Source organism: Sodalis sp. RH16 (assembly GCF_047324245.1).
GTDB classification, from domain to species: domain Bacteria; phylum Pseudomonadota; class Gammaproteobacteria; order Enterobacterales; family Enterobacteriaceae; genus Acerihabitans; species Acerihabitans ligni.
In genome coordinates this window covers 4,396,163-4,417,662 of sequence record NZ_CP178737.1, presented here as the reverse complement: position 1 = coordinate 4,417,662, position 21,500 = coordinate 4,396,163, and the positions used below count along the sequence as shown (strand labels likewise).

Annotated in this window: 18 protein-coding genes and 1 tRNA gene; 8 read left to right on the top strand and 11 right to left on the bottom strand. The window is 56.6% G+C overall.

What is annotated here, in order from left to right:
• Positions 1–13: 13 nt before the first annotated feature.
• The 3 genes from ACL2XJ_RS20235 to ACL2XJ_RS20225 all read right to left on the bottom strand — a co-directional run bounded on the left by ACL2XJ_RS20235 (position 14) and on the right by ACL2XJ_RS20225 (position 2,560).
• Positions 14–976, bottom strand: a complete 963-nt coding sequence (locus ACL2XJ_RS20235; RefSeq protein ID WP_413724289.1) for an XdhC family protein — start codon at positions 974–976, stop codon at positions 14–16.
• Entirely contained in the window at positions 976–1,554 is a 579-nt protein-coding gene (locus tag ACL2XJ_RS20230; RefSeq protein WP_413724288.1) for a nucleotidyltransferase family protein, read from the bottom strand. The genes ACL2XJ_RS20235 and ACL2XJ_RS20230 overlap by 1 nt, the downstream gene beginning before the upstream one ends.
• Before the next feature lie 202 nt (positions 1,555–1,756).
• A complete protein-coding gene (locus ACL2XJ_RS20225) occupies positions 1,757–2,560 on the bottom strand; it encodes a DUF1460 domain-containing protein (RefSeq protein ID WP_413724287.1) in 804 nt (267 codons plus the stop codon).
• A gap of 239 nt (positions 2,561–2,799) precedes the next feature.
• On the opposite strand from ACL2XJ_RS20225, the gene ACL2XJ_RS20220 reads away from it, so the two are divergent.
• Positions 2,800–3,660: an MBL fold metallo-hydrolase gene (locus ACL2XJ_RS20220; protein WP_132921845.1), complete on the top strand. Its 861-nt coding sequence runs from the start codon at positions 2,800–2,802 to the stop codon at positions 3,658–3,660.
• 128 nt (positions 3,661–3,788) lie between these two features.
• Here ACL2XJ_RS20220 and ACL2XJ_RS20215 read toward each other — a convergent pair whose 3' ends face one another.
• The 3 genes from ACL2XJ_RS20215 to ACL2XJ_RS20205 are packed head-to-tail and all read right to left on the bottom strand — an operon-like array spanning position 3,789 to position 7,253.
• Positions 3,789–4,997 (bottom strand): MFS transporter, encoded by a 1,209-nt coding sequence (locus ACL2XJ_RS20215; protein ID WP_413724286.1) that lies wholly within the window; start codon positions 4,995–4,997, stop codon positions 3,789–3,791.
• A gap of 55 nt (positions 4,998–5,052) precedes the next feature.
• Positions 5,053–6,174 (bottom strand): mandelate racemase/muconate lactonizing enzyme family protein, encoded by a 1,122-nt coding sequence (locus ACL2XJ_RS20210; RefSeq protein WP_413724285.1) that lies wholly within the window; start codon positions 6,172–6,174, stop codon positions 5,053–5,055.
• A 56-nt stretch (positions 6,175–6,230) separates the two neighbouring features.
• Entirely contained in the window at positions 6,231–7,253 is a 1,023-nt protein-coding gene (locus ACL2XJ_RS20205) for a LacI family DNA-binding transcriptional regulator (RefSeq protein WP_413724284.1), read from the bottom strand.
• Between the two features lie 214 nt (positions 7,254–7,467).
• On the opposite strand from ACL2XJ_RS20205, the gene ACL2XJ_RS20200 reads away from it, so the two are divergent.
• Positions 7,468–8,721 carry a pyridoxal phosphate-dependent aminotransferase gene (locus ACL2XJ_RS20200; protein ID WP_413724283.1) on the top strand — a complete coding sequence of 418 codons (1,254 nt, stop codon included), beginning with the start codon at positions 7,468–7,470 and terminating at the stop codon, positions 8,719–8,721.
• Here ACL2XJ_RS20200 and ACL2XJ_RS20195 read toward each other — a convergent pair.
• Positions 8,718–9,656, bottom strand: a complete 939-nt coding sequence (locus tag ACL2XJ_RS20195; RefSeq protein WP_413724282.1) for a threonine/serine dehydratase — start codon at positions 9,654–9,656, stop codon at positions 8,718–8,720. The genes ACL2XJ_RS20200 and ACL2XJ_RS20195 overlap by 4 nt on opposite strands.
• Before the next feature lie 173 nt (positions 9,657–9,829).
• Between ACL2XJ_RS20195 and ACL2XJ_RS20190 the strand changes: the two genes are divergently transcribed.
• Entirely contained in the window at positions 9,830–10,288 is a 459-nt protein-coding gene (locus ACL2XJ_RS20190; RefSeq protein WP_413724281.1) for an NADAR family protein, read from the top strand.
• Between the two features lie 85 nt (positions 10,289–10,373).
• On the opposite strand, the gene ACL2XJ_RS20185 is transcribed toward ACL2XJ_RS20190, so the two are convergent.
• Together ACL2XJ_RS20185 and ACL2XJ_RS20180 are read right to left on the bottom strand one after the other, a co-directional pair.
• On the bottom strand, positions 10,374–11,228 hold the full coding sequence (locus tag ACL2XJ_RS20185; RefSeq protein WP_413724280.1) for an amidohydrolase family protein: 855 nt from the start codon (positions 11,226–11,228) through the stop codon (positions 10,374–10,376).
• Positions 11,228–12,259 carry a LacI family DNA-binding transcriptional regulator gene (locus ACL2XJ_RS20180; RefSeq protein WP_413724279.1) on the bottom strand — a complete coding sequence of 344 codons (1,032 nt, stop codon included), beginning with the start codon at positions 12,257–12,259 and terminating at the stop codon, positions 11,228–11,230. The genes ACL2XJ_RS20185 and ACL2XJ_RS20180 overlap by 1 nt, the downstream gene beginning before the upstream one ends.
• A gap of 222 nt (positions 12,260–12,481) precedes the next feature.
• On the opposite strand from ACL2XJ_RS20180, the gene ACL2XJ_RS20175 reads away from it, so the two are divergent.
• The 5 genes from ACL2XJ_RS20175 (at position 12,482) to ACL2XJ_RS20155 (ending at position 16,489) form a co-directional block, all read left to right on the top strand.
• The gene (locus ACL2XJ_RS20175) at positions 12,482–13,315 is read left to right on the top strand and encodes an ATP-binding cassette domain-containing protein (protein ID WP_132921854.1); all 834 of its coding nucleotides are present in this window, start codon (positions 12,482–12,484) and stop codon (positions 13,313–13,315) included.
• On the top strand, positions 13,312–14,370 hold the full coding sequence (locus ACL2XJ_RS20170; protein ID WP_413724278.1) for an ABC transporter permease: 1,059 nt from the start codon (positions 13,312–13,314) through the stop codon (positions 14,368–14,370). The genes ACL2XJ_RS20175 and ACL2XJ_RS20170 overlap by 4 nt, the downstream gene beginning before the upstream one ends.
• A 30-nt stretch (positions 14,371–14,400) precedes the next feature.
• The gene (locus tag ACL2XJ_RS20165) at positions 14,401–15,360 is read left to right on the top strand and encodes an ABC transporter substrate-binding protein (RefSeq protein WP_203521659.1); all 960 of its coding nucleotides are present in this window, start codon (positions 14,401–14,403) and stop codon (positions 15,358–15,360) included.
• Positions 15,361–15,477: 117 nt separating this feature from the next.
• Positions 15,478–16,275: an SDR family NAD(P)-dependent oxidoreductase gene (locus ACL2XJ_RS20160; RefSeq protein WP_132921857.1), complete on the top strand. Its 798-nt coding sequence runs from the start codon at positions 15,478–15,480 to the stop codon at positions 16,273–16,275.
• A 139-nt stretch (positions 16,276–16,414) separates the two neighbouring features.
• Positions 16,415–16,489 (top strand) — tRNA-Gln (locus ACL2XJ_RS20155).
• An 85-nt stretch (positions 16,490–16,574) separates the two neighbouring features.
• Here ACL2XJ_RS20155 and ACL2XJ_RS20150 read toward each other — a convergent pair.
• Both ACL2XJ_RS20150 and pqqU read right to left on the bottom strand, forming a co-directional pair.
• A complete protein-coding gene (locus ACL2XJ_RS20150; protein WP_413724277.1) occupies positions 16,575–18,965 on the bottom strand; it encodes a glucose/quinate/shikimate family membrane-bound PQQ-dependent dehydrogenase in 2,391 nt (796 codons plus the stop codon).
• Between the two features lie 167 nt (positions 18,966–19,132).
• Entirely contained in the window at positions 19,133–21,307 is a 2,175-nt protein-coding gene (pqqU, locus tag ACL2XJ_RS20145; protein WP_413724276.1) for a TonB-dependent receptor PqqU, read from the bottom strand.
• Positions 21,308–21,500 lie beyond the last annotated feature (193 nt).

Genomic DNA, 21,500 nt, shown 5'->3' with positions numbered 1-21,500 from the left:
CCGGATGCCCCCGTTAATGCCGGTTTTTGTGGCGTACGATATCCGCCATGACCGCCAGCGCGATTTCAGCCGGCGTTTTGCTGCCAAGATCCATGCCCACCGGCGCATGGATACGCGCCAATTGAGCGGTGCTAAGACCGCCGATAGTTTCCAGGCGCTGCAAACGCTGCCGGCTGTTGCGCACGGAACCCATCACCCCCAGGTAAAAAGAGTCGGTATTCACCGCCTCCATCATGGTTAAATCGTCGATGCGGGGATCGTGGGTTAGCGCCACGACGGCGGTATTGCCGTGGCACCCCGCTTGTTCAAGATACCGGGCCGGGAACGTCTCTTTGACGATAACGTCCTTATGCAGCTGCGGGGCAAAATTTTGCAGGGCGTCGGGCCGGTTTTCACAGACGATGGTCTCGAAGCCCAGGGCAATGGAAAATTCGGCGCAGTACAGGGCTACCGTGGATAAACCGGCAATAATCAGCCGGGGAGCGGCGGCAATGGTCAAACTGACCCGATTCCCCTCATAGCCGGCCAGGGTGGCGCTGCTGTAGGCGCACGCCTCCAGATAACGGCAGGCATGGGGCAAAATGACTTCTTTGCGCAGGGAGAGATAGCCTGAGAGCGCCTGTCCCAGGCGGGAAAGATAACCGGCGCTCCCCGGCCCGGCCGGCAGCATCTCGATAAGAATATCCAGTTTGCCGCCGCAGGGCAGCGCCCGATTGGGGGGTAGGCCACCGTCGCCGTAGCGGACGATTTGGCTGCCTTGCCTGAATTCCCCGGCCCGGATACGGCTGATAAAATCCTCTTCCACACAGCCGCCGGACAGCGAACCGCAGTATAAACCGGCGGCATTGATCACCATCATCGTCCCCGGCGCCCGCGGCGATGAACCGTAGGTGGAGAGTACGGTGCACAGCCAGACCGGCTCCCCGGCCACCCAGTCCAGGGATTGGGCGATAACCTGTTGGTCCAGATTCTGCATCAGTCATTATTCCGCATAGGTGGCAACGGCAAATCGATGTCTTGAATCACTCCCCGGTCCATCACGGGGATTTTATAAGGCGGGTAGCGCATGAGCACAGATGAAGCGCCTTCGGCATCCCGCAACCGCAGCAGGGACTCTTTCGCCTGGCGGGCAAACCCCACCGGATGCCCCGGCAGCCGCTGGTAAAAAGGCCGGGCGGAAACATGCTGTGCCAGCGCATCCGCCACCAGCCGGTATATTCCCACCGGCACGAAGGGCATATCGGCCAGCTGGATAAGCCAGCCGTCCCAGCCGGCGTTATGCCTGACGCCTTCCGCGATGGTCTCGCCGAGGCAGCGGGTATCCCGGCAGGTATAGGGGATGCCTGAAAAGCGGCAATGGGCCTGGATGGACCCAGAGGAAGAGCGGGTCACGACATGCACCGGCAACCCTGAATCACAGGCATTTTTCAGCGTCTGCTGAAAGACGGAAATACCGTCGCTTACCGGCTGATCGAGTTTAAGGCCCTGCCCGCCGGCGGCGAGATATCGGCTTCCCAAGCCCGCGGCGGCAATGAGGATTCCCGGCGACGTCACGTTATTGCCTCCCAAGCGCACCCATGCCGCTGATAACCCGCGAAACCCTCTATTCCGCTATTGGCAGGGCAAGTTATTAAGGTATAGGAGGAAGCCGCGGATTATGGAATGCATTTTATTGCGGGATGTTTGCCTGATTTTATCAACCTCAGGCTGATGAATGCCCGGCCCGGGGGTACCGCGCCGGGCACGTTCTCTTAGCCTAAATTCCCCTGAGCACCACAATACCCGGCGTTCTTTTGACGTAGGCCAGGAAAGGCGAATCCACCACTTTTCTGTTGGCCGCGCGCGAAGAAGCGTTGCGCAGCATAGGACCGCCCTCGGTCATGACAAAAATTCCGGTATGGGTGACGTCCATGCCGGCTTTAGGCGTATAGATGCCGATAAAATCCCCGTTTTTCAGGCGACGGATGACGGCGGCATTTACCGCCCTGGCCGGTATATAGGCAATATCCCGCGTCGTCACGTCAAGGGACGGGAAATATTTGCCCCCGCCGGCGGCTTGATTGAGATGTTTGGTGACGGTAACCGCATCGGGACTGACCTCGCGAGTGACATCCGTGGCGTTCAGGGGCGGCAAATGGGCCCAATCGGTGAAAAACTGTTTCCGGTGCCCGTAGCTGACGTCGCCGTCGACATAGCGGGTCTGCCGCAAATGCTCGCTAAACTGCGCCGCGTCGGCGGATTTGCTGAGGGCATAGACATAATCGAGATAGGTAAAACAATCCACGCCGTTAAAATTGATGACCAGCCGCTCCGGCACGGTATCCGACCCGATAAGCGTGCCGGCGGTATAGGGCGTGCCCAGGAACTCGGCGGAAATGGCCTTGATCGCCTCCCCTTCATCCATTGCGGCGGCGTTTGTCCCTTGACGGGCCATAAGCCGTTCAATCCGATACCGGGTAGTGCTGTCGGCATTGACCCCATTGTCCGCTTCCCGCTGATGCCCCGCGCATCCCGCCAGCGCCAGCGCTACCGCCAGCGGTAAAAAGATTTTCTTGCTCATGTTGCCGCTATCCTCCGATGGGGGCATAGCATACGCTTGTCAGGCAGCGGCGCGACGGATAAGTGTGTTGCAGTTTATGAGAAAGCATCAGGGGAGATAATTTGTCTAAAGTGTGATTTTCATTGTACTACAATGTTAAATTGAGGCGCCGCCATAAATCATCCGCTGGTTTATCCGTGCGCCAGGAAAACGGCGCGGAAATGCAATGGCGGCCCGTAGCCAATAACACAGAGGTTATCATGGCATTTAACATAAGAGACCGCTTAATAATCAAAGAAGAAATAGAACGGACTCATCTCCCTGAAAATACCCTTGCCTTGTGGAGCCTTGGCCAGTCAGGCATGGTCATTAAAAATCATCATGGCGATGTGATAGTCATTGATCCCTATCTCAGCAGCGCCATTGAAAAAAACCATCCCGGCACGGAATTTATTCGACAGTTCCCCCCGGTGCTTGAGCCGGAAGATATCCAGGAGGCGGACGCCCTATTGGTCACGCATTTCCATGACGATCACATGGACATGGAAACCTTATGCCGGGCGGCAAATAATCGGCCTGGCCTACCGATTTATATCCCTTCCGTCGACGCGGGGGATGTGGCGGCAAAATACGCCTCTTTACGGCAGGCTATTTCCCCGGCGGTCACCCATGAAACGCTGCATATCGGCGATTTCTCCATAACGCCTCTTGCCTCCGCCCACAGCGAATATGAAAAAAACGCTCAAGGCCACCATCGTTTCATCGGCTATTTTATCGAAACCGACGGCCTCTCGTTTTATCACAGCGGCGATACCTTGGTGACCGCCGAGCTGGAAGAAGAGCTGATTCAGCTTAAACCGGACGTGATGGCCTTGCCGATAAACGGCGGTGATTATTCAAGGCTCAAACGAGGCATCGTACCCAATATGACTTTTCGAGAGGCGGCGGATTTATATAACAGTGTCGGCAGCGACTATTTATTGCCGATACATTACGATATGTTTCCCAATAATACGGATAATCCCGCTCATTTTGTCGATTATATGCTGCAACGCTATCCCGGCAGTAAATTCCATCTCACCATGCCCGGAGAACGGGTTATTTATATGAAAGGCTGCTAGGTGAATCGGGTTTTAACGCCGTCTATCCGATATATTACGCCATGACGGCTGGCCTTTCGGCCGGCCAATCATGACCGGCACTGCGTGTCTAAATGCGGCCCGGAGGTAACCGGGCTTATTGCCGCTTGTCAGCGGCTTTGGCGTGCGATGATTCGGCTGTAAGCATAGACCGCCACCCCGCCCAATATCGCCATGGCGCCGATGATGCTGAATCCCGGCAGATATGAGCCGGTGCTTTTAAACAGATAGGCTACGACGAAACCTGCTACCGTGCCGCCGCCGCCCGCGCCGATACCGTTCACCACGCCGGCCGCCGGTCCCACCGCCGCCGGCTTGACGCTGGAGGTGATGATAGACCAGATGTTGGTGGTATAGCTGCTGGTAAAATAGCCGATGGCCAAGGTGATTAACGCCATTTTCATCACCGGATTAGCGATGATCGGCAGCAGCACCAGCAACACCCCGGCCACCACCAGGCCCGATGCCGCTATAAGGCCCCGCTTCTGGCTGCGATCGCTGATATAGGACATCGGGATAGCCAATATAATCGCCAGCATATAAGGCAAAGAGCTGGCGAATCCCTGCCATAATCCGGTGAATCCCAGCGACGTCACCAGCATGGGGATAAACAGCGTAATACCCCAAAAAAGCATGCCGTTGGCAAAATAGCTAAATACCAGCAACAGGAAAGGATAACCGCCCAAAGCATCAAAGGTGAGCTTTTCCGCGGGCCGCACTTCCTCCGTGGCGGTATTGCCGGCGCCGTCCGGAGACGTTTTAAGAAAAATCAAAAATAAAGGCACCACGATAAAAATACCCAGGCCGCCGGTGATATAAAATAGCCATTGCCAGCCCAAGAGATCGTAAATGGGCGTGAGGACCAGAAAGCCGATGGCCAGTGCCAGAAATTGGCCATAGAATTGAATGAGATTAGTGCCTCGGGTAATTTCATCTTTGGTAAACCAGGCCCGGGCAAAACGAAACTGCTGCGGCCAATAAATACCTTCAGCTATGCCCAAAATAATCCGGTAGATAATCAGCAGGGTCGGCGTGGTGACCCAGGCGGTGAATACCTGGGCCAGAGACCAGATTAATACCATGCTGATAATCGTTGTTTTGGGGTTGAGCTTATAGGTAAGAAATCCGCCGAAAAAATTGGATAGGGCATAACCGATAAGAAAGCCGGTCAATGCCAGGCTTTTGGTGCCCGCGCCGGAAAAGCCCAGATCCCGCTCCATGCCCGGCAGTCCGATGGAGAGATTCGATCGATCAAGATAGGCGATAAATAAACCTATCATCAGCGTCACGCCGATACGGTACCATTTTGAATTACTCATGTCATATTCCATTCTTTGTAGGGTTTGTAGCGCAGTAGGGTAAGCGGCATCAGCCTTATTTCATTTCTAAATGCCTGATGAGATCCGTATCGATATCAATTCCCAGCCCGGGTTTATCCGGCACCGGGAACGACGGGCCAATCACCAAATCGGATAATTGTTCACGAATGATATTCGGCGCCCGATCGAGCTCAAGCAGCGGACGTTCCCTCACCAGGGAAGGTACCGCCACCGGGATGGCGGAAATCAGGTGCAGCGTCGCCGCCAGAGAAATCGCCGACCCCCAGAGATGGGGAAAACAGTCGACGCCGAAGGCCGTCGCCATCATGGCGATATTCAGCGCCTCCCCCAGACCGCCGCAGGCAGCGACATCCGGTTGGACAATATCCACGCAGCCCTGCTGCAAAAAGGGCCGGAAGCCAAAGCGGGTAAATTCCGACTCGCCGCCGGCAATGCGCATGTCCAGCGCGGTCCTGACTTCCCGATAGCCTTGGAAATCGTCCGGCAGCACCGGCTCTTCGAACCATGAAATATCGTATTCTTCAATCATTTTGCCGAATCGGATGGCCTCACGGACGGTGTAGGCGCGGTTGGCGTCCACCGCCAGACCAGCGCCGGGGCCGATAAGGCTGCGCACTTTGGCGACTCTCGCCGCATCCTGTTGTAGGGTCATGCCCCCTACCTTCATTTTGAACGCCTCAAAGCCCTGGGCCACAGAGGCCTCGGCGTCTTTTTCCAACGTGTCGCGATCGCCGGCGGCATAATAAAAAGAAGATGCGTAGGCCTTGATGGGGACCGAGGTATTCCCCCCCAGCAATCTCGCGATAGGCTGCCCCATCACCTTGCCGAAGATATCCCATAAGGCGATATCGATGCCGGATATGGCGGAAATCGCAATGCCTTTGCGGCCGAATTCCCGGGTGTGATTATATAAATCTTCCCAAATAGAGGCCCGCAGCAACGGATCCTGACCGATTACCAGCGGCGCGTACAGCTCATGGATCAATGCGGCATTGGCCTTCGCCGGACCGAAACACTCCCCCCAGCCGATCACACCGTCGTCGGTGATGATTTCCACCAGGCAACTGCCGCGCGTATCCCATAGCCATTGAGACATGCCGAACTGGGTTTCCAATTTCTGCACGATAACGTGCGTTTTAATCCTTTTGATACGCATATAGATTTCTCCTGCATTGCGGGTAATCGATTACCAAAACATAGAAAAAAAAGGGATTAAATCAACGTCGAATTTCGCATTATCAATTTAACGGGAAGCTCGAGGGATTCCCCTTGGGAATGCTCCGCGTCTTGCCCTAAACCGGCCAGCAGCCGCTTCGCCGCGGTGGCGCCGATTTCATAGGTCGGCTGCGCGATGACCGTCAGGCTGGGGTTAGCCACCGAAGCCCATTCGGTATCATCGAAACCTATAAAGAGAAAATCCCGCGGAATTTCATAATCCAGGGATTTTGCGGCCTTCAGTACCGCCAGGGACAGCATGCCGTTGGCGGCAATAATGCCCATCCTTGCCGGGGACCGGTTTTGGCGAATAAGGTTGCCAAGCATCTCGGTAACGGGTTCAACGGCGATCTTATCGATAATATGAATCCCGCTGGCTATACCCTGCATTTCTTCCTGCGATGCCAGGGCGCGAAAAGCCTCCACGCGTTCGATTCTGGGACTGACATGGTCAATCCGCGGACTCAGCAGCGCCAGGGAAGAACAGCCCCGCGCCAATAAATGCCCGACGGCCAGGGAAACCCCTTGGACATTATTCACCGCAACGGAATTTATCGTTCCTGTGCTTATCTTTCGTCCCACCAGAACAACCGGCATTTCGTGCGCGAGACCGGCAATCAGTTCATCATTGCCGCCGCTGGTATTGATGACGAATCCATCAACCCGTTTCGCCATCATCATTTCTATAAATTCCTTTTCTTTCGCGGACGACTCCTTGGAATTACAGACAAAAATGGTATAGCCAAACTCGGCGCAGGTTTCTTCAATCCCCTGCAAAATCGCAATGGAATACGGATTGAGGATATCCGACAGAATGACCGCGATAGTATTGCTTTTGGTGCTTCTCAGGCTGCGCGCCACATCGTTCGGCATATAGCCCATTGATTTGATGGTCTTTTCAATTCTCAGCCGGGTATCGGCGCCCATCTTATGGAATTTGCCGTTCATATAACGGGATATGGTGGCGGTAGAGACCCCCGCCGCCAGGGCCACATCGCGTATTGCCGTAGGTTTTTTCATGATGATGAGCTTTGGTAATCGATTACCCTAATGCTATCTTGCCTTCCAACGGTAAATCTGTGATCTACTGCTCATAATTGATGTACAGGTCATCGAGTTCAAAAGGGGCGCTGAAGATTACTGTCATAGTGATTTTTAAGCTAATCATTGATAATCTTCTTTAACCCGTGACGCCGATCACTCTCCGCTGTTTTCCTATGTACAAGGCAAATTTATGTCCAGGCAAAAAGACATTCTGCCGTCCCGTGATGCCCGCAGCGCTCCGCAGGCCAGGGACAGCGTACAGGATTTGCGCTTCTCCTCCATTCGCGAGGTGGCCAATGCCGGTATCGGCAGAAGCGATATTCTGCCGTTCTGGTTCGGCGAGCCGGACCGCCCGACGCCGGACTTTATCTGCGCCGCCGCACAGGCGTCCCTGGCGGCGGGAGATACCTTCTATACACCGAATCTGGGTGAGCCGGCGCTGCGGGATGCGCTGTCGCGCTACCTTTCCGCCTGGCACCGGCCGGTGGCCGACAGCCGAATAGCCGTCACCTCTTCCGGCGTTTCAGCGCTGATGCTGACGGCACAGTCGCTGTATAATCCCGGTGATCGGGTAGTGGTGGTGACGCCGGTATGGCCGAACCTGGTGGAGATCCCGAAAATTCTCGGCGCGCGGGTGGAAGAAGTGCCGCTGGCGCTATGCCATGACGCGGACGGCATCTCCCGCTGGCACCTTGATACCGATATCCTGCTGACGGCCCTGACGCCGGACTGTCGAGCGCTGGTGATCAACTCGCCGAATAATCCCAGCGGCTGGGTGATGCCCGCCTCCCAGCAAAAAATCGTGCTTGCGCACTGCCGGAAATACGGCATTTGGATAGTGTCCGACGAGGTATACGGCCGCATTCTGTTTAACGGTTTGCCGGACCGGTGCGCGCCCTCTTTTCTGGACATCGCCGATGCTGAAGACCGGCTGGTGGTCATTAACAGCTTCTCCAAAAGCTGGATGATGACCGGCTGGCGGCTGGGATGGATAGTGGCCCCGGACGCGCTGATTCATGAACTGGGGAAATTGATTGAATATAACAGCAGTTGCGCACCGGGATTTATTCAGAAGGCGGGGGTAGTGGCGGTCAACCAGGGGGAAAGCGCACTGCGTGATACAGTGGCGCGCTTCCAGGCGTCACGGGATTTTCTGTATGGTAAACTGCGGGAACTGCCGGGGATCGAAACGCCCCTGCCGGAAGGCGCCATGTACCTGTTTTTCCGGGTGGAAGGACTCAAGGACAGCCTCGCGCTGTGTAAGGCGCTGGTGGCCGAGGCCGGTTTGGGGCTGGCGCCGGGCAGCGCTTTCGGTCCCGCCGGCGAAGGCTGTATCCGCTGGTGCTTTGCCAGCTCGCTGGATAGGCTCGAGCTGGGAGTGGAGCGTTTCCGGACCTTTTTGGCCGCCGGCGGCCGGAGCCATAACCGGGCCGTTACCGGCTAAACCAGCGCGTCTTTGCCTGCGCCGCACACCAGGGCGCAGGCCTTGGCGCCGGCGGCGAGACGAACCCTGCCTGAACGCAGCGCCGCCGCCGCAGCAGCGCCGCTGAGATCCGCCGCCAGGCCGAACTCAAACCATAACCAGCGCGCAGCCGCCAGCATCTCCTCATCGGAGACCAGCACTACCTCATCTACCGCTTGGCGGACCTGTTCAAACACCCGCGCATCGGTACGGCCGCAGGCCATGGTGGCCACTTTTGTGGTCACCGCCGGTAAGCTGACGACATCACCCGCCTGCAGGCTGGCATAGAGGGTGGGCGAACCCTCCGGTTCAATACCGATAATACGCACCGAGGGTTTCAGGCTTTTCAACGCCGCCGAGATGCCGGATATCAACCCGCCGCCGCCTATCGCCACCAAAATCACATCCAACTCCGGCAGCTGTTCCAGAATTTCAAGGCCCAGGGTACCCTGACCGGCAATCACCGCCGGATCGGCGAAAGGATGAAAATAGGCGCACTGATGCTCCTTGGCGTAGGCCAGCGCATTGACATTGGCCTCGTCCCAGACGTTGCCCACGACATGCACAATCGCGCCCCAGGCCGCCAGTTTGTCCAGCTTTTCCCGGCTGGTGGTGGCGGGAACGAAGATATTGGCCGGCACCTTCGCCATCGCCGCCGCCCGCGCCACCGCCAATCCATGATTGCCCCCCGACGCGGTCACGATTCCATGGGTTAACTGCGATTCCGGCGTGACCAACAGCCGGTTGGTGGCGCCGCGCACCTTGAATGATCCCGTTGGCTGCAGGCATTCCAATTTAAGCCAAAGCTCGGCTTCGGTGATATTTTCAAACAGGGCCTCGGCTTTAATCAGCGGCGTGCGGCGAATGAAAGGCGCAATGCGTTCCGCCGCGGCTTGGATATCAGAAAGTGCAAACATTTAACCACCGATGAAAAGTTGAGTAATCGATTACGTTAAATTATTAACACGTATGCTGAACGTATTTCAAGGTTTTTGCCATTTTATTTTAACCTGGGCCGGGCTTGACGAATGAAGATATTGTTTTTATAACTGAGACGCCCAAAAACCTTTTTTTCAGGTAAACGAAATATATGGACACCATTTATTTTTACGATCCGCGGCGGGGAGAATTTTGCTTTCTCAGCAACCTGCACCCTCGCCCGCTGGTGTTTGCCGGCACGGAATATGACACACCGGAACATGCTTTCCAGGTCGAAAAAGCCGTGTCCCCTCGGATGAAAAACTGGCTAAAACAGGCGCCGACGCCTGAGCTGGCGGCGGTGGCCGGCGATGCCCTGACCGAAGAAGAAACGGTGCCGGACTGGGCAAACATTTGTGTCGAGGTGATGTCCTCCATCGTTAGGGCTAAATTCGACGGCGCGGAGGATTTAAAGCAGTGTTTATTAGCCACAGGGGATCGTAAATTAGCGGAGTGTTCCCCCATTGACGGCGAGGTAGCCCGCTTTTGGGGAGAATATCAGGGCCAGGGAGAAAACCGGCTGGGCAAAATTTTAATGGCGCTGCGTGCGGCTTATCGCAGCGAAAAATAAGCCGCACCGGCGAAGGTTATTTTAAAAAAGCGACGCTTCGTCCACTCTTTTGATTCAATCCATGCTTTATTGAATTAAGCCTTTTTCAACTCAGCTTATAGGCGGATACGGCATTTTCACGATAAAACCGCCGCCGTTCCTGGTCTGAACATCCGGTCAAAATCTCATCCATCACCGCCACCCAGCGGGGATAGTCGGCGCCTAGATTAAGCACCGGCCAATCGCTGGCGAACAGTATCCGCGAAAAACCGAATTGTTCGATAACGTGCTCGATATAGGGCCGGATTTGCGCCAGGGTCCAGTTCCTGCGATCGGCTTCGGTGGTGACGCCGGTAATTTTGCACACCACGTTGGGCAATTCGGCGATGGCCGCTATTTGTTTATCCCAGGGCGTATAGAGCCCGGCGGCGATATCCGGTTTGGCGATATGATCGAGCACGAACCTGACGTTCGGGCAGCGGCGCACCAGTTCGGTGGCGCTGGCCAACTGGTGATGGCGGATGCAGATATCAAAGCTGAAATCGAACTTCGCCAGCCGCTGTACCCCTTCGATAAAATTGGGCCGCAGGCAGTAGTCCGGTTCCTCATGATACTGGAGCAGCCGGCGGATGCCGCGCACCGCGCCGATTTCAGCCAGCCGCTCAAGCTCCTCTTCCACCGCGGCCCCTTTTTCCAGCGCGGCGCAAGCGACAATGGCGGCGATGCGGGGATCCTCCCCCCTCAGTTGCTCCACGAACCGGACTTCATCCAGCTTTTGATGCTGGGCGACATCCACCTCGATGAAAATCATTTTTTCCACCTCGACGCCGCCGCAGGCCAGGGAATAATCATCCGGCATGTACCGTCCCTGAATCTGCGGCACATCGTTCAGCCAAGGATAGTCTAACTGCCGCTGGTCGTAAAAATGCACGTGGGCGTCTATCAAGGGGAAACCAGGCATTACTTTTTCTCCTGCGGTGAGGTATCGGGATGAACAGGCCGGGACGCAACGCTATTGCGCAGTAATAATTCCGTATTAAGCACAATCCGTTCAGGGGAAGGCGGAATATCGGCGGACAAGGTTTTCAATAAACGCTCCGCCGCTATTCGGCCTAATTGGTAAATGGGCTGCCTGATGGCGGTAATCGCCGGTTTGAAAATCGAATACCATTCCATATCATCGAAACCCACCAGGGAAAAATCATCGGGAATGATAAATCCCTGTTCAACCAGCTCGGTGATGGTGCCCATGGTCATCAGATTATTGGTAATAAAAAACGCGCTGATATCCCGGTTATTTTGCAATAGGGATTTCACCGCCCGGCGCCCGCCCTCATAGGTGGAATCACTGGAAAAAATCAGATGCTCCGGCACGGTAAGACCCTGGGCGCTGAACGCGTCGTAATAACCCGCCAGCCGTTCCTGGTCAAACGAGGCCTGCAGGGAGCCCGTGACGATAGCGATATTTTCATGCCCCTGCCGGATAAGATAATCGATGGCGTTTTGCGCCCCTTGCCGGTTATCCACCACAATGGTATCCACCGCCGTGTCTTTAATCTCGCTGTCAACCAGGATAACTTTCAGACCATGTGCCATGGCGCTTAAAATATGATCGTTGGTACTGGCTGAACTGGACATGATCACGGCGTCCACCTGTTTTTCCATCATCAGCCTGAGCAGCCTCGTCTCTTCCTCTACCTTGTTGTCGGTATTGGCCAGCAATATGCTAAATCCCTCCGGCCGCAGAATGTCTTCCACTCCACGGGCCAGTCCGGCAAAAAAGGGGTTGGCGATATCCGCCAAAATCAGGCCGACGGAATAGGTTTTTTCCTTGCGCAAACTGGCGGCCACTGAATTGACGACATAACCCAGTTGTCTGGCGGTCTGCAGCACATGTAGCGCGGTGGCCTCCGAGGTACCGGCTTTCAAGCCGGCCAACACCCGTGAGACCGTCGCCGATGAAACGCCCGCTTCGAAAGCGACATCCTGCATTGTTGGTTTCTTCCGCCCTTTCACACCATCCCCCTTTTCCTCGATCCCTACTGCATCGCACAAGCGATGCGAAAAGTAAATAGCCAGGCATTTTCAAATAATTCTTGACACTTTTATGACCCGCCCCTAATTATAACGTAATCGATTAACGTAATCGATTACTCAACACCCTAAACAGGGATTTTTTTACTCACTGCTGACTTTCTGAGTAGGAACTTGAATATGACGTTTTCACAATCAGGGTCGTTACCGACGCAGTCCGGTACTGCGGGAGCCTCACCTCCGCCAACGCTTCTTCATCACGAGGCGGCGCTGCAGGCCATCGATATTGTGAAGAATTTCGGTTCTCTCAATGTCTTGCGTGGAGTATCGGTTTCGCTGTTCCGCGGTGAAATTACCGCCATCGTCGGGGATAACGGGGCGGGGAAATCCACTTTTATGAAAGTGCTATGCGGGGAGCATATTCCTGACGGCGGCCAGCTCTGCGTTAACGGCAAGGAAGTACGGCTGCGTTCGACCCAGGACGCCCAACGATATGGTATCGAAACGGTCTATCAGGATTTGGCCCTCGCCCCTGATTTATCGGTGGCGGAGAACGTCTATCTGGGCCGCGAGCTGCCGGCAGCCGGCTGGCGCGGCACGCTCGGCATGCTGGACCGGGCCGCCATGCAGGCCAGTACCGCGGAAACCCTGCGCGAGCTGGGGGTGACGTTGAAAACCTACCGTACCACCACCAAAAGTCTTTCCGGCGGCCAGCGTCAAGGGGTGGCCATTGCCAGGGCCATCAAGTGGGCGCGTCACGCCATCATGCTTGATGAACCCACGGCGGCGCTGGGCACACTGCAGCGGGAAATGGTTTATCGGGCCATTCGTGCGGCGGCCAAGCGCAATCTGGCAGTGCTGTTGATTTCCCATGACTTGCCGCAGGTGCTGGAAATCGCCGATCGCATTATCGTCATGCGCCAAGGCAGGGCCATTGCGAATCTGCTCCCCTGCGACGTCACCGTGCGCGATGTGGTGGATGTCATGCTTGGCGCAAAAGAGGTAACACAATGAGCGCACCGTCCCATGAAGAAAATCTGTCCCCATTGGCCAGTACCGACCGTTCCACCTGGTTCTCCAGATTATGTGAACATACCGCGTTCTGGATGCTGTTGATATTGCTGGGCCTGGTATTTGTCTTTTCGCTGATTTCCCCCAATCATGCTTTTTTCAGCGTCAGCAATTTTTTTACCATTGCCCTCAATGCCTCCCAGTTGGTGCTGCTTGCCGCCGGTATGACCTTCTTGCTGGGTTCCCGGGAATTTGACCTGTCGGTGGGAGCCAACGTGGTGCTGTCTTCGATCCTGGCGGCCAAAACCATTACCGGACTTGCCGGTAGCCCCGATCAAGTCGCCATGGGGGATTATCCCAATTTGACGGTGGCCATTATCGCCGGCGTGGCCGTTGCGCTGCTGACCGGAACCCTGTTCGGGCTGATTAACGGTCTGGTGGTGACGCGGCTGAAAATCAGCTCGTTTCTGGTGACGCTCGCCACCACCACCGTGGGTCTGGGTATCGCCCTGGTTATCACGCACGGCGCCAATGTTCCCGACATCCCGCGCCTATTGCAGATTTCATTTGCCACCAACAAGATTTTCGGCGTGATTCCCCTGCCGGTGGCGGTGTCGCTGATTATCGTTTGCCTGCTCTGGTACATATTATCCAAAACCCGGTTCGGCACCCATACGCTGGCGCTGGGTTCTTCCCCTAACGCTGCCAGGCGCGCGGGGATAGATATCAATTCCCATTCTCTGTATCTCTTTAGCCTGATGGGATTGTTATGCGGCGTTGCCGCCGTACTGGATATCTCCCGCTTCGCCACCACCAATATCGGCGGCCATCAAACCGATAATCTGCAGGCGGTGGCGGCGGCGGTCATCGGCGGCACCAGCCTGTTCGGCGGCATCGCCTCAATGTCAGGCACCGTTATCGGTACCCTGATACCGGTAGTACTCAGTACCGGACTGGTCATTATGGGACTGGATTCCTTTTACCAACTCATCGTTGTTGGACTGATTGTGATTGTGGCCGTGTATATCGATCAGCGTAACCGTCAACGCAGCGTTTAAACCCCCTCTCAACATGTAAAGGAAAGTGCCATGAATTTACGCCTGGGAATATGTATTGCCGCCTTATTGGCTTCAGGGTCCGCGCTGGCGGAAAAACCGGTGAATATTGCCTTCCTGCCCGGTCAGGTGGGGATACCTTTTTATTCAACCATGCAGTGCGGCGCGCAAAAGGCCGCCAAGGAATTTAACGTGGCGCTGAGCTGGAACGGCCCGCCGGATTGGGATATTGCGCTGCAACAGCCCTTTATCGATGCGGCGTTACAGCTGCACCCGGCGGCGGTTGTCCTGGCCCCCACCGACGGCAACGCCCTGATTACCCAGGTTGCGGAGCTGGAAAAGCAAGGCACGCCGGTCATTACGGTGGATGCGCCGCTGAATAAGCCGGTGGAGACCCAAAGCATCCAGTCCAATCACTATCTGGGCGGGGTCGCCGCGGCCAAGGCCATGGCGGAAGTGGCGGGCGTCAGCGGAACATTTTTGGCGGTGGGGATGCGTCCCGGATTACCGGATATCGATGCGCGGGTGAAGGGTTTTACCGATACCTTCAAGAAAGAGTATCCGCAGGCAAAACTCCTGCCGGTTATCTATCCCGAAACCAGTTCCACCAAAGCGGCGCAGCAAGTGGCGGCGGCTCTGCAGGCCAATCCCGATCTCAAAGGGGTCTATGTGACCCATTCCGCCGCCGCCACCGGCGCCTCCTCGGCTATTATGGAAGCGGGTAAACGCGGTACGGTTAAACTCATTTCCTTTGATGGGGATCCGCAGGAGATCCGTGATTTGAAAGACGGCATTTACGATGCGCTGATTATTCAACAGCCCTACCAGATGGGATATCAGTCCGTGAAATTAGCCGCGGAACTTGCCCGTAAGCAAATCAATAAAGCGCAGGTGCCCCATGATAACCTGCTGCCTTTTGTGATTGCCACGCAGAAAAACATCAATGATCCGGCGGTGCGTCAATATTTTTACCAGACCAGTTGCAAGTCTTGATGCCTCACGTCAGTTACAGCGAGTTTGTTAAACCAGCCGCAGGTTTTAATCGATGAATTTATCAATATCGAGCGATTAAAATGGGCAGCGTAAATTTGTTATTAAGGTGGATTCTTAATGGAAAGTGATTTAGCAGATCGCGTAGCCATTATTGTGGGAGCGGCCAAGGGAATTGGCCTGGCGATGGCCCGTGTTTTTTCCCGCGAGGGCTGTTGTGTTGTGTTGGGGGATATCGACATCGAGCGCGGCCGGCAGTTGGCCCGTGAACTGGGCGAAGACAAAGCGGTATTCCAGTATGCCGACGTCGCCAGCAAAAACGATATGGACCAGTTGGCGGCCTTGGCGGTCCGCCGCTTTGGCAAGGTGGATATTCTGCTGCAAAACGCCGGCATTTATCCCTCCTGTCTGCTGGAAGAGCTATCCCTCGAGCAGTGGCAGCATGTCTTGACGGTAAACCTGACCGGGACCTTCCTGGCCATGCAGGCCTGCCTGCCGGTTATGCGGGCGCAGGGAGGCGGCCGCATGATTTTCACCTCGTCCATCACCGGGCCGCGGGTGGCCAATCCGGGCGTGGGGGCCTATGGGGCGAGCAAGGCGGGCATCAATGGCCTGATTCGCTCCGCCGCGCTGGAATTCGCCCCCTACGGCATTACGGTGAACGGTATCGAACCGGGCAATATCATCACCGAAGGGTTAACCGCGGGCCGTAGCCAAAGTTTTATCAGCAATATGGAAGAATCCATTCCCCTGGGACGTTTAGGCAGTCCGGAAGACGTGGCCGCCGCCGCGGTCTTCCTGGCTTCTTCCGGGGCGTCTTATATCACAGGCACCACGATTGTGGTTGACGGAGGACAGATCCTGCCGGAAAGCAAAGATTTTAATGACCGGACGCAATTTTTCACGGAAAAACCCTAACGCGAATCCTCGGCAAAAGCCGAAGACAAGAGTTATCCTATTACTATCGGTTTTGCCGTTTGGCATGCTTTAGGGAAATGCCGGAAACGACGTTCCTGTGGAAAATCATTGCCGGCCAGACATCGTGATGCCGAAGCGACGGGATGTAGCCGAGGGGTTAAGGCAGTGGATCTTGATTCCACGAACGGGGGTTCGAATCCTTCCATCCCGTCCATTTTTCCAACGTAAAAGGCCCCCCGTATCTCAAACGGAGGGCCTTTTTTCGCATTAACGGTTCTCGGGCGTCGCCGCGGCAGCGGTTATTTGGCGTCCGGCAGGGCGTAGGCGATAATATAATCCCCCAGCTTGGTGCCGAAGGAGCCATGGCCGCCGGCTGAAATCACCACATATTGCTTACCGTTTGCCTCATAGGTCATGGGCGTCGCCTGGCCGCCCGCCGGCAGGCGTTGCTGCCACAGCATATCCCCATTGGCGACATTGTAGGCGCGCAGATAATTATCGGCGGTGGCCGCGATAAAGGCCACGTTGCCGGCGGTGGAAATCGGTCCCCCCAGCATCGGCATACCCATCTTGAACGGCAGCGGCAGCGGCGAGCTGTCCCGTACCGTACCGATGCGTTTTTTCCACACAACCTCGTTGGTCTTCAGGTCAAGAGCCGCCATATAACCCCAGGCCGGCTGCTTGCAGGGTAATCCCAGGGGCGACAGGAACGGGTTCAGCGTCACGCCGTAAGGAATACCGTATTGCGGCTGCACGCCGGTTTCGGTGCCGCTGCCCTTGGCATTGGCGTCGGGTTCAATGGGATTGCCCGGCCCGCGCGGGATAAGCTTGGAGACAAACGGCAGCGCCATGGGATTCATCACCGCCACCTGCCGGTCGGTATCAACCGAAATACCACCCCATTCGAACATGCCCAGATTGCCCGGGAAGACCAGCGTGCCCTGCTCGGAGGGCGGCGTAAACGGTCCCTCGTAACGCAGACGGTGGAATATCACGCGGCACACCAGCTGATCGTACATGGTGGCGCCCCACATATCCTTGTCGGTCATGTTCTGTTTGGGCCGGAAAGTCAGATCTGAGTACGGCTGGGTGGCTGCGACGTGATCGCCTTTAGCCGCCCCTTGCGGTACCGCCGTTTCCGGCGCGGGAACCACCAGTTGGCCGTTGCGGCGATCGAGGACGAAAATATTGCCGGTTTTCGCCGGCACATAAATCACCGGGACTTTGTTGCCGTTCTCATCGTTAATGTCCGCCAGGGTCGGCTGCGCCGGCACGTCCATGTCCCACAGATCGTGGTGGACCGTCTGATAGAACCAGGCCAGTTTGCCGGTGGTGGCGTTCAGCGCCAGCATGCCGCTGGCGTACCGTTCCATATCCGGGGTGCGATTGCCGCCCCAGATGTCGGGGGTTTCCACGCCGATGGGCAAATAGACCAAATCCAGCTGCGCGTCATAGGCGGCCGGAGCCCAGGAGTTGGGAGAATTCGCCGTATACAGCTGCGGCCCTTCCGGCAGCAGATTGGGGTCCTTGCTGCCGGGGTCGAATGCCCACAGCAGCTTGCCGCTGTCCACGTCAAAACCGCGGATGACGCCGGAGGGCTCGCGGGTGGAGTAGTTATCCGTGACCGCGCCGGCCACCACGATGACTTTATCAGTCACCACGGGCGGCGAGGTAGGTTCATAGGCGCCGGCCTTGGCGTTCGGCATATTATTTTGCAGGTTCAATTTGCCGTTATCGCCGAAACCGGGGCAAAGCGCGCCGGTCTGTGCATCCAGGGCATACAGATTGCCGTCGTTCACCGGCAGCAGGATACGCCGGGAACACAGGGCCGGAGCCGCGGCCTGGGCGTTAGACTGCGCCGCTGCCGGGGTTTCATGATAAGACACGCCGCGGCAGGTCACATGCTGGAAGGAAGGATCGCTTTTGAGTTTGGGATCGAAAGTCCATTTTTCTTTGCCGGTGGCCGCGTCCAGTGCGAACAGCTTCTGGTGCGACGTACACAGATAGAGCGTATCGCGGATCTTGATCGGCGTAACCTCGCTGGTGAACTCCAGCGGATCGCTGGTGGTTTTCAAATCACCGGTGCGGAATGTCCAGGCTTCCTTTAGCTGGCCGACGTTTTTGTCATTGATTTGCGTCAGCGGGGAGTAGCGCGTCCCTTCCTGGGTACGGCCGTACGCCGGCCAATCGCCGTCAGGAATAGCCGAAGCCGCTTTCGCGACGGCGGCGGTCTGATCGGCGCTCAGGGTACCGTTGATCTCCTGGGGATCGTTGAAAACCGAATACACCAGCACCACCACGGTAACCAGCAGCGAGGCCAGCAGGGCGACCCGCGCCCCGCCGCTTCCCACCATCAGCGCATGATATATAAAGGGTAGCGTTAACCATAGGCCGAAGAAAAACACCACATCCAGACGCGGCGTCAGCGCCCAGAAATCAGAACCGACTTCCCACAGGCCCCAAATCGTGGTGCCGAGCAGGAAAACCGCATAGAGCAGCAGCGCCGAAGTCCGGCGCCGGTACAAAAGCCAGGCGGTGAGCAGCATCACCAGGCCGGCGATAATATAATACCCAGAGCCGTGCAGTGTGAGCAGCCAAATGCCGCCAATCAACAGATACAGGCCGCTGAGCGCGGCAAACAATACCGTTATGATAATCAGCAGCCGTGAACCCCATCCCTTCTCTTCCATAATAGTAACCTTACTAAGATTTAACTTCATCGATGTTAAGCGTAAGACAAATTGCCAAAAAAACTCATTTGATAGCTAATTATTCCTTTGGGCACTGCCGATTGGCCCCGGCCGCCGTGAATAACAGGGCGGTTTTCAGACTTTTTCCCGGTCCGCCGGGTCCTGCGTTACTCAAAACGGTAGGCCAGATTCAGTCCACCGCCCCAGTTGCGGCCGGGCGACGGTTCAAAATAGCGGCCGTTGCCTTCATTGACGATGACCGAGCCCACATAACGCCGGTCGAACAGGTTATCCACCCGGCTGAACAGGTCTAGCGACCACCGGTCCCAGATAAAACGATAACCGGTATCCAGACTGGTTACGGTATAGGCCGGCGCCTGCGCGGTATTGGCATCGTTGGCCTGGATATCGCTCATATAGCGAATCTCGGCGCCGGCATGCCAGCCCTGTTCCGGTAGCCACTGCAGCGAGGCGTAGCCCATGTTGCGGGCGATCCCCGGCAGGCGGTTGCCCGCGGGAACCACCTCATCCGCGCTGCACTGGCCCGAACCGCAGGTGTCGTTACGGTAGGTGGCATCCAGCAGGGTCCAGGCCATTTTAAGCTGCCAGTTGAGCGCGAACTGCTGATCCAGCGACAGCTCGACGCCGCGACGGCGGGTTTTTCCGGCGTTGGTATAGCTGGTACGCCCGCCGAGGCTCTGTGCCACCACCAGTTCATTGTCAGTATTGGTCTGAAACAGGGCGGCGGTCACCAGCCCGTTGCCGATGCGTTTTTTAGTGCCCAGCTCGAAGGTGTCGCTGGTGGTGGGCTTCAGGCCGGTATTGAGTCCCGGCAGGCTGTCGGGCCGATAGGAGAGTTCGTCGATAGTAGGCGTTTCAAAGCCGCGGCCGGCGGAGAAGTAAAGATTCCAACCGGGACTGAGGGCATAATTCAGCGAGCCCATGGGCAAAAGCTTGTGATAACGGGCGCTGCCGCTGTCATTGCCGTTGCCCGCGGTGATGTAGTAATCATGTGAATCAAAATTCACCGTGCTGTAGCGCAGCCCGGCATCCAGCGTCCAGCGCGGGGCGAGTTTCCAGGTGGTCTGCAGATAGGGGTCCAGGTTCCACATGCGGTTTTTCTCGTTCCGCCGCTGGTCGCCCTTCTCGCCGTAATCCGGGGCGCCGTCCTGTTCAATAAAATTTTCAAAGCCCTGGCGCCGTTCGGTCATGGTTTCATAATCCAGTCCGCCGGTGAAGGTCACCGGTACCGGCCCCATGCTGCCTTCATGTTTCCAGCGGGTATCGATGCCCTGGTATTTCCGTTCAAGCACGATCACGCCGCCGGACTGGGTGGGACTGAGCTGCGTCGCCATGGGGATGGATTGATACTGGGTGGTATGCCGCTCACCGTGATAAGCCATTACCGAGAGTTCATCGTTATCGCTCATCTGGCGCTGATAACGCAAGCCGGCCTGGGTCTGATCGATGGATTTGCGGGTATCGTACTGCTCCCCCCGCGGCGACTGCCGGGGATTGTCATGCCACTCGTCCTCCGTCAGCCCGCCCGGATCGTTGGCATCCACGGACAGGCTATTGAACATCAGCGTCAGCGTGCTGGCGTCATCCAAACGGACCCCGAGCTTGGCGTTACCCAGGTTTTTCTGCGCTCCGCTGTGGTCGCGGTAACCCTGGGTGGTAAAACGCGAGGCGGATACCGAGTAATTCACGTCACCGGCACGGGTGCCGTCGCCGGTGGCGCCGCTGGCCTTGACGCTATTGCGCCAGGTGCCGTAACTGCCGTAATAGGTGCCGGCCTCAAGGGTATCGGGCTGCGACCCGGTCTGGCTCTCCACGTTTACCACGCCGCCGGAGGCATTGCCGTACAACGCCGAATAGGGCCCGCGCAGCACCTCGATTTTATCCACCGAATTAAGATCAATATTCGACGTCTGGCCCTGCCCGTCAGGCATGGTGGCCGGGATGCCGTCAACATAGATGCGCACGCCGCTCACGCCGTACGTGGATCTGCTGCCGAAACCGCGCACCGACAGCTGGAGATCCTGCGCGTAATTTTGCCGGTTTTGAATTTGCAGGCCCGGCACGCTGCCCAAGCCTTCCGACAGGTTCACCCTTGGCCGGTCGCCGCGCAGGTCCTCGCCGTTCACCACGCTGACCGACGCCGGTGTGTAGAGTTCCGACAGTCCGCCGGGCCGCTGGATAACCATGATGGTAGTGGATTGCGATGCTTTGGCGCCGGGCCCGGCGGCAAGCGGGGCGGATTGCGCTATACAGAGGGTTGCGGGCTGTAACAGAAACATCGGGGTTAATAAAAAAGCCGTCTTTGTCTTCAATGGAGTCATTCAATGATGAGAGTTAAAACTTCATTTACGCTTCTCAATGTCGCCAGGACCGAGGAAAGCCACCCAGACGCCGTGTCTCTACGGCGTTGAAAACGCATCAATACGGCTAAAGTATAGAAAGAGTTTTGCAACTTGCTGTGTTTTAAGCACAATAATACGGTTGACTTCGATTGTTTTCAGGGATCCGTCCAAT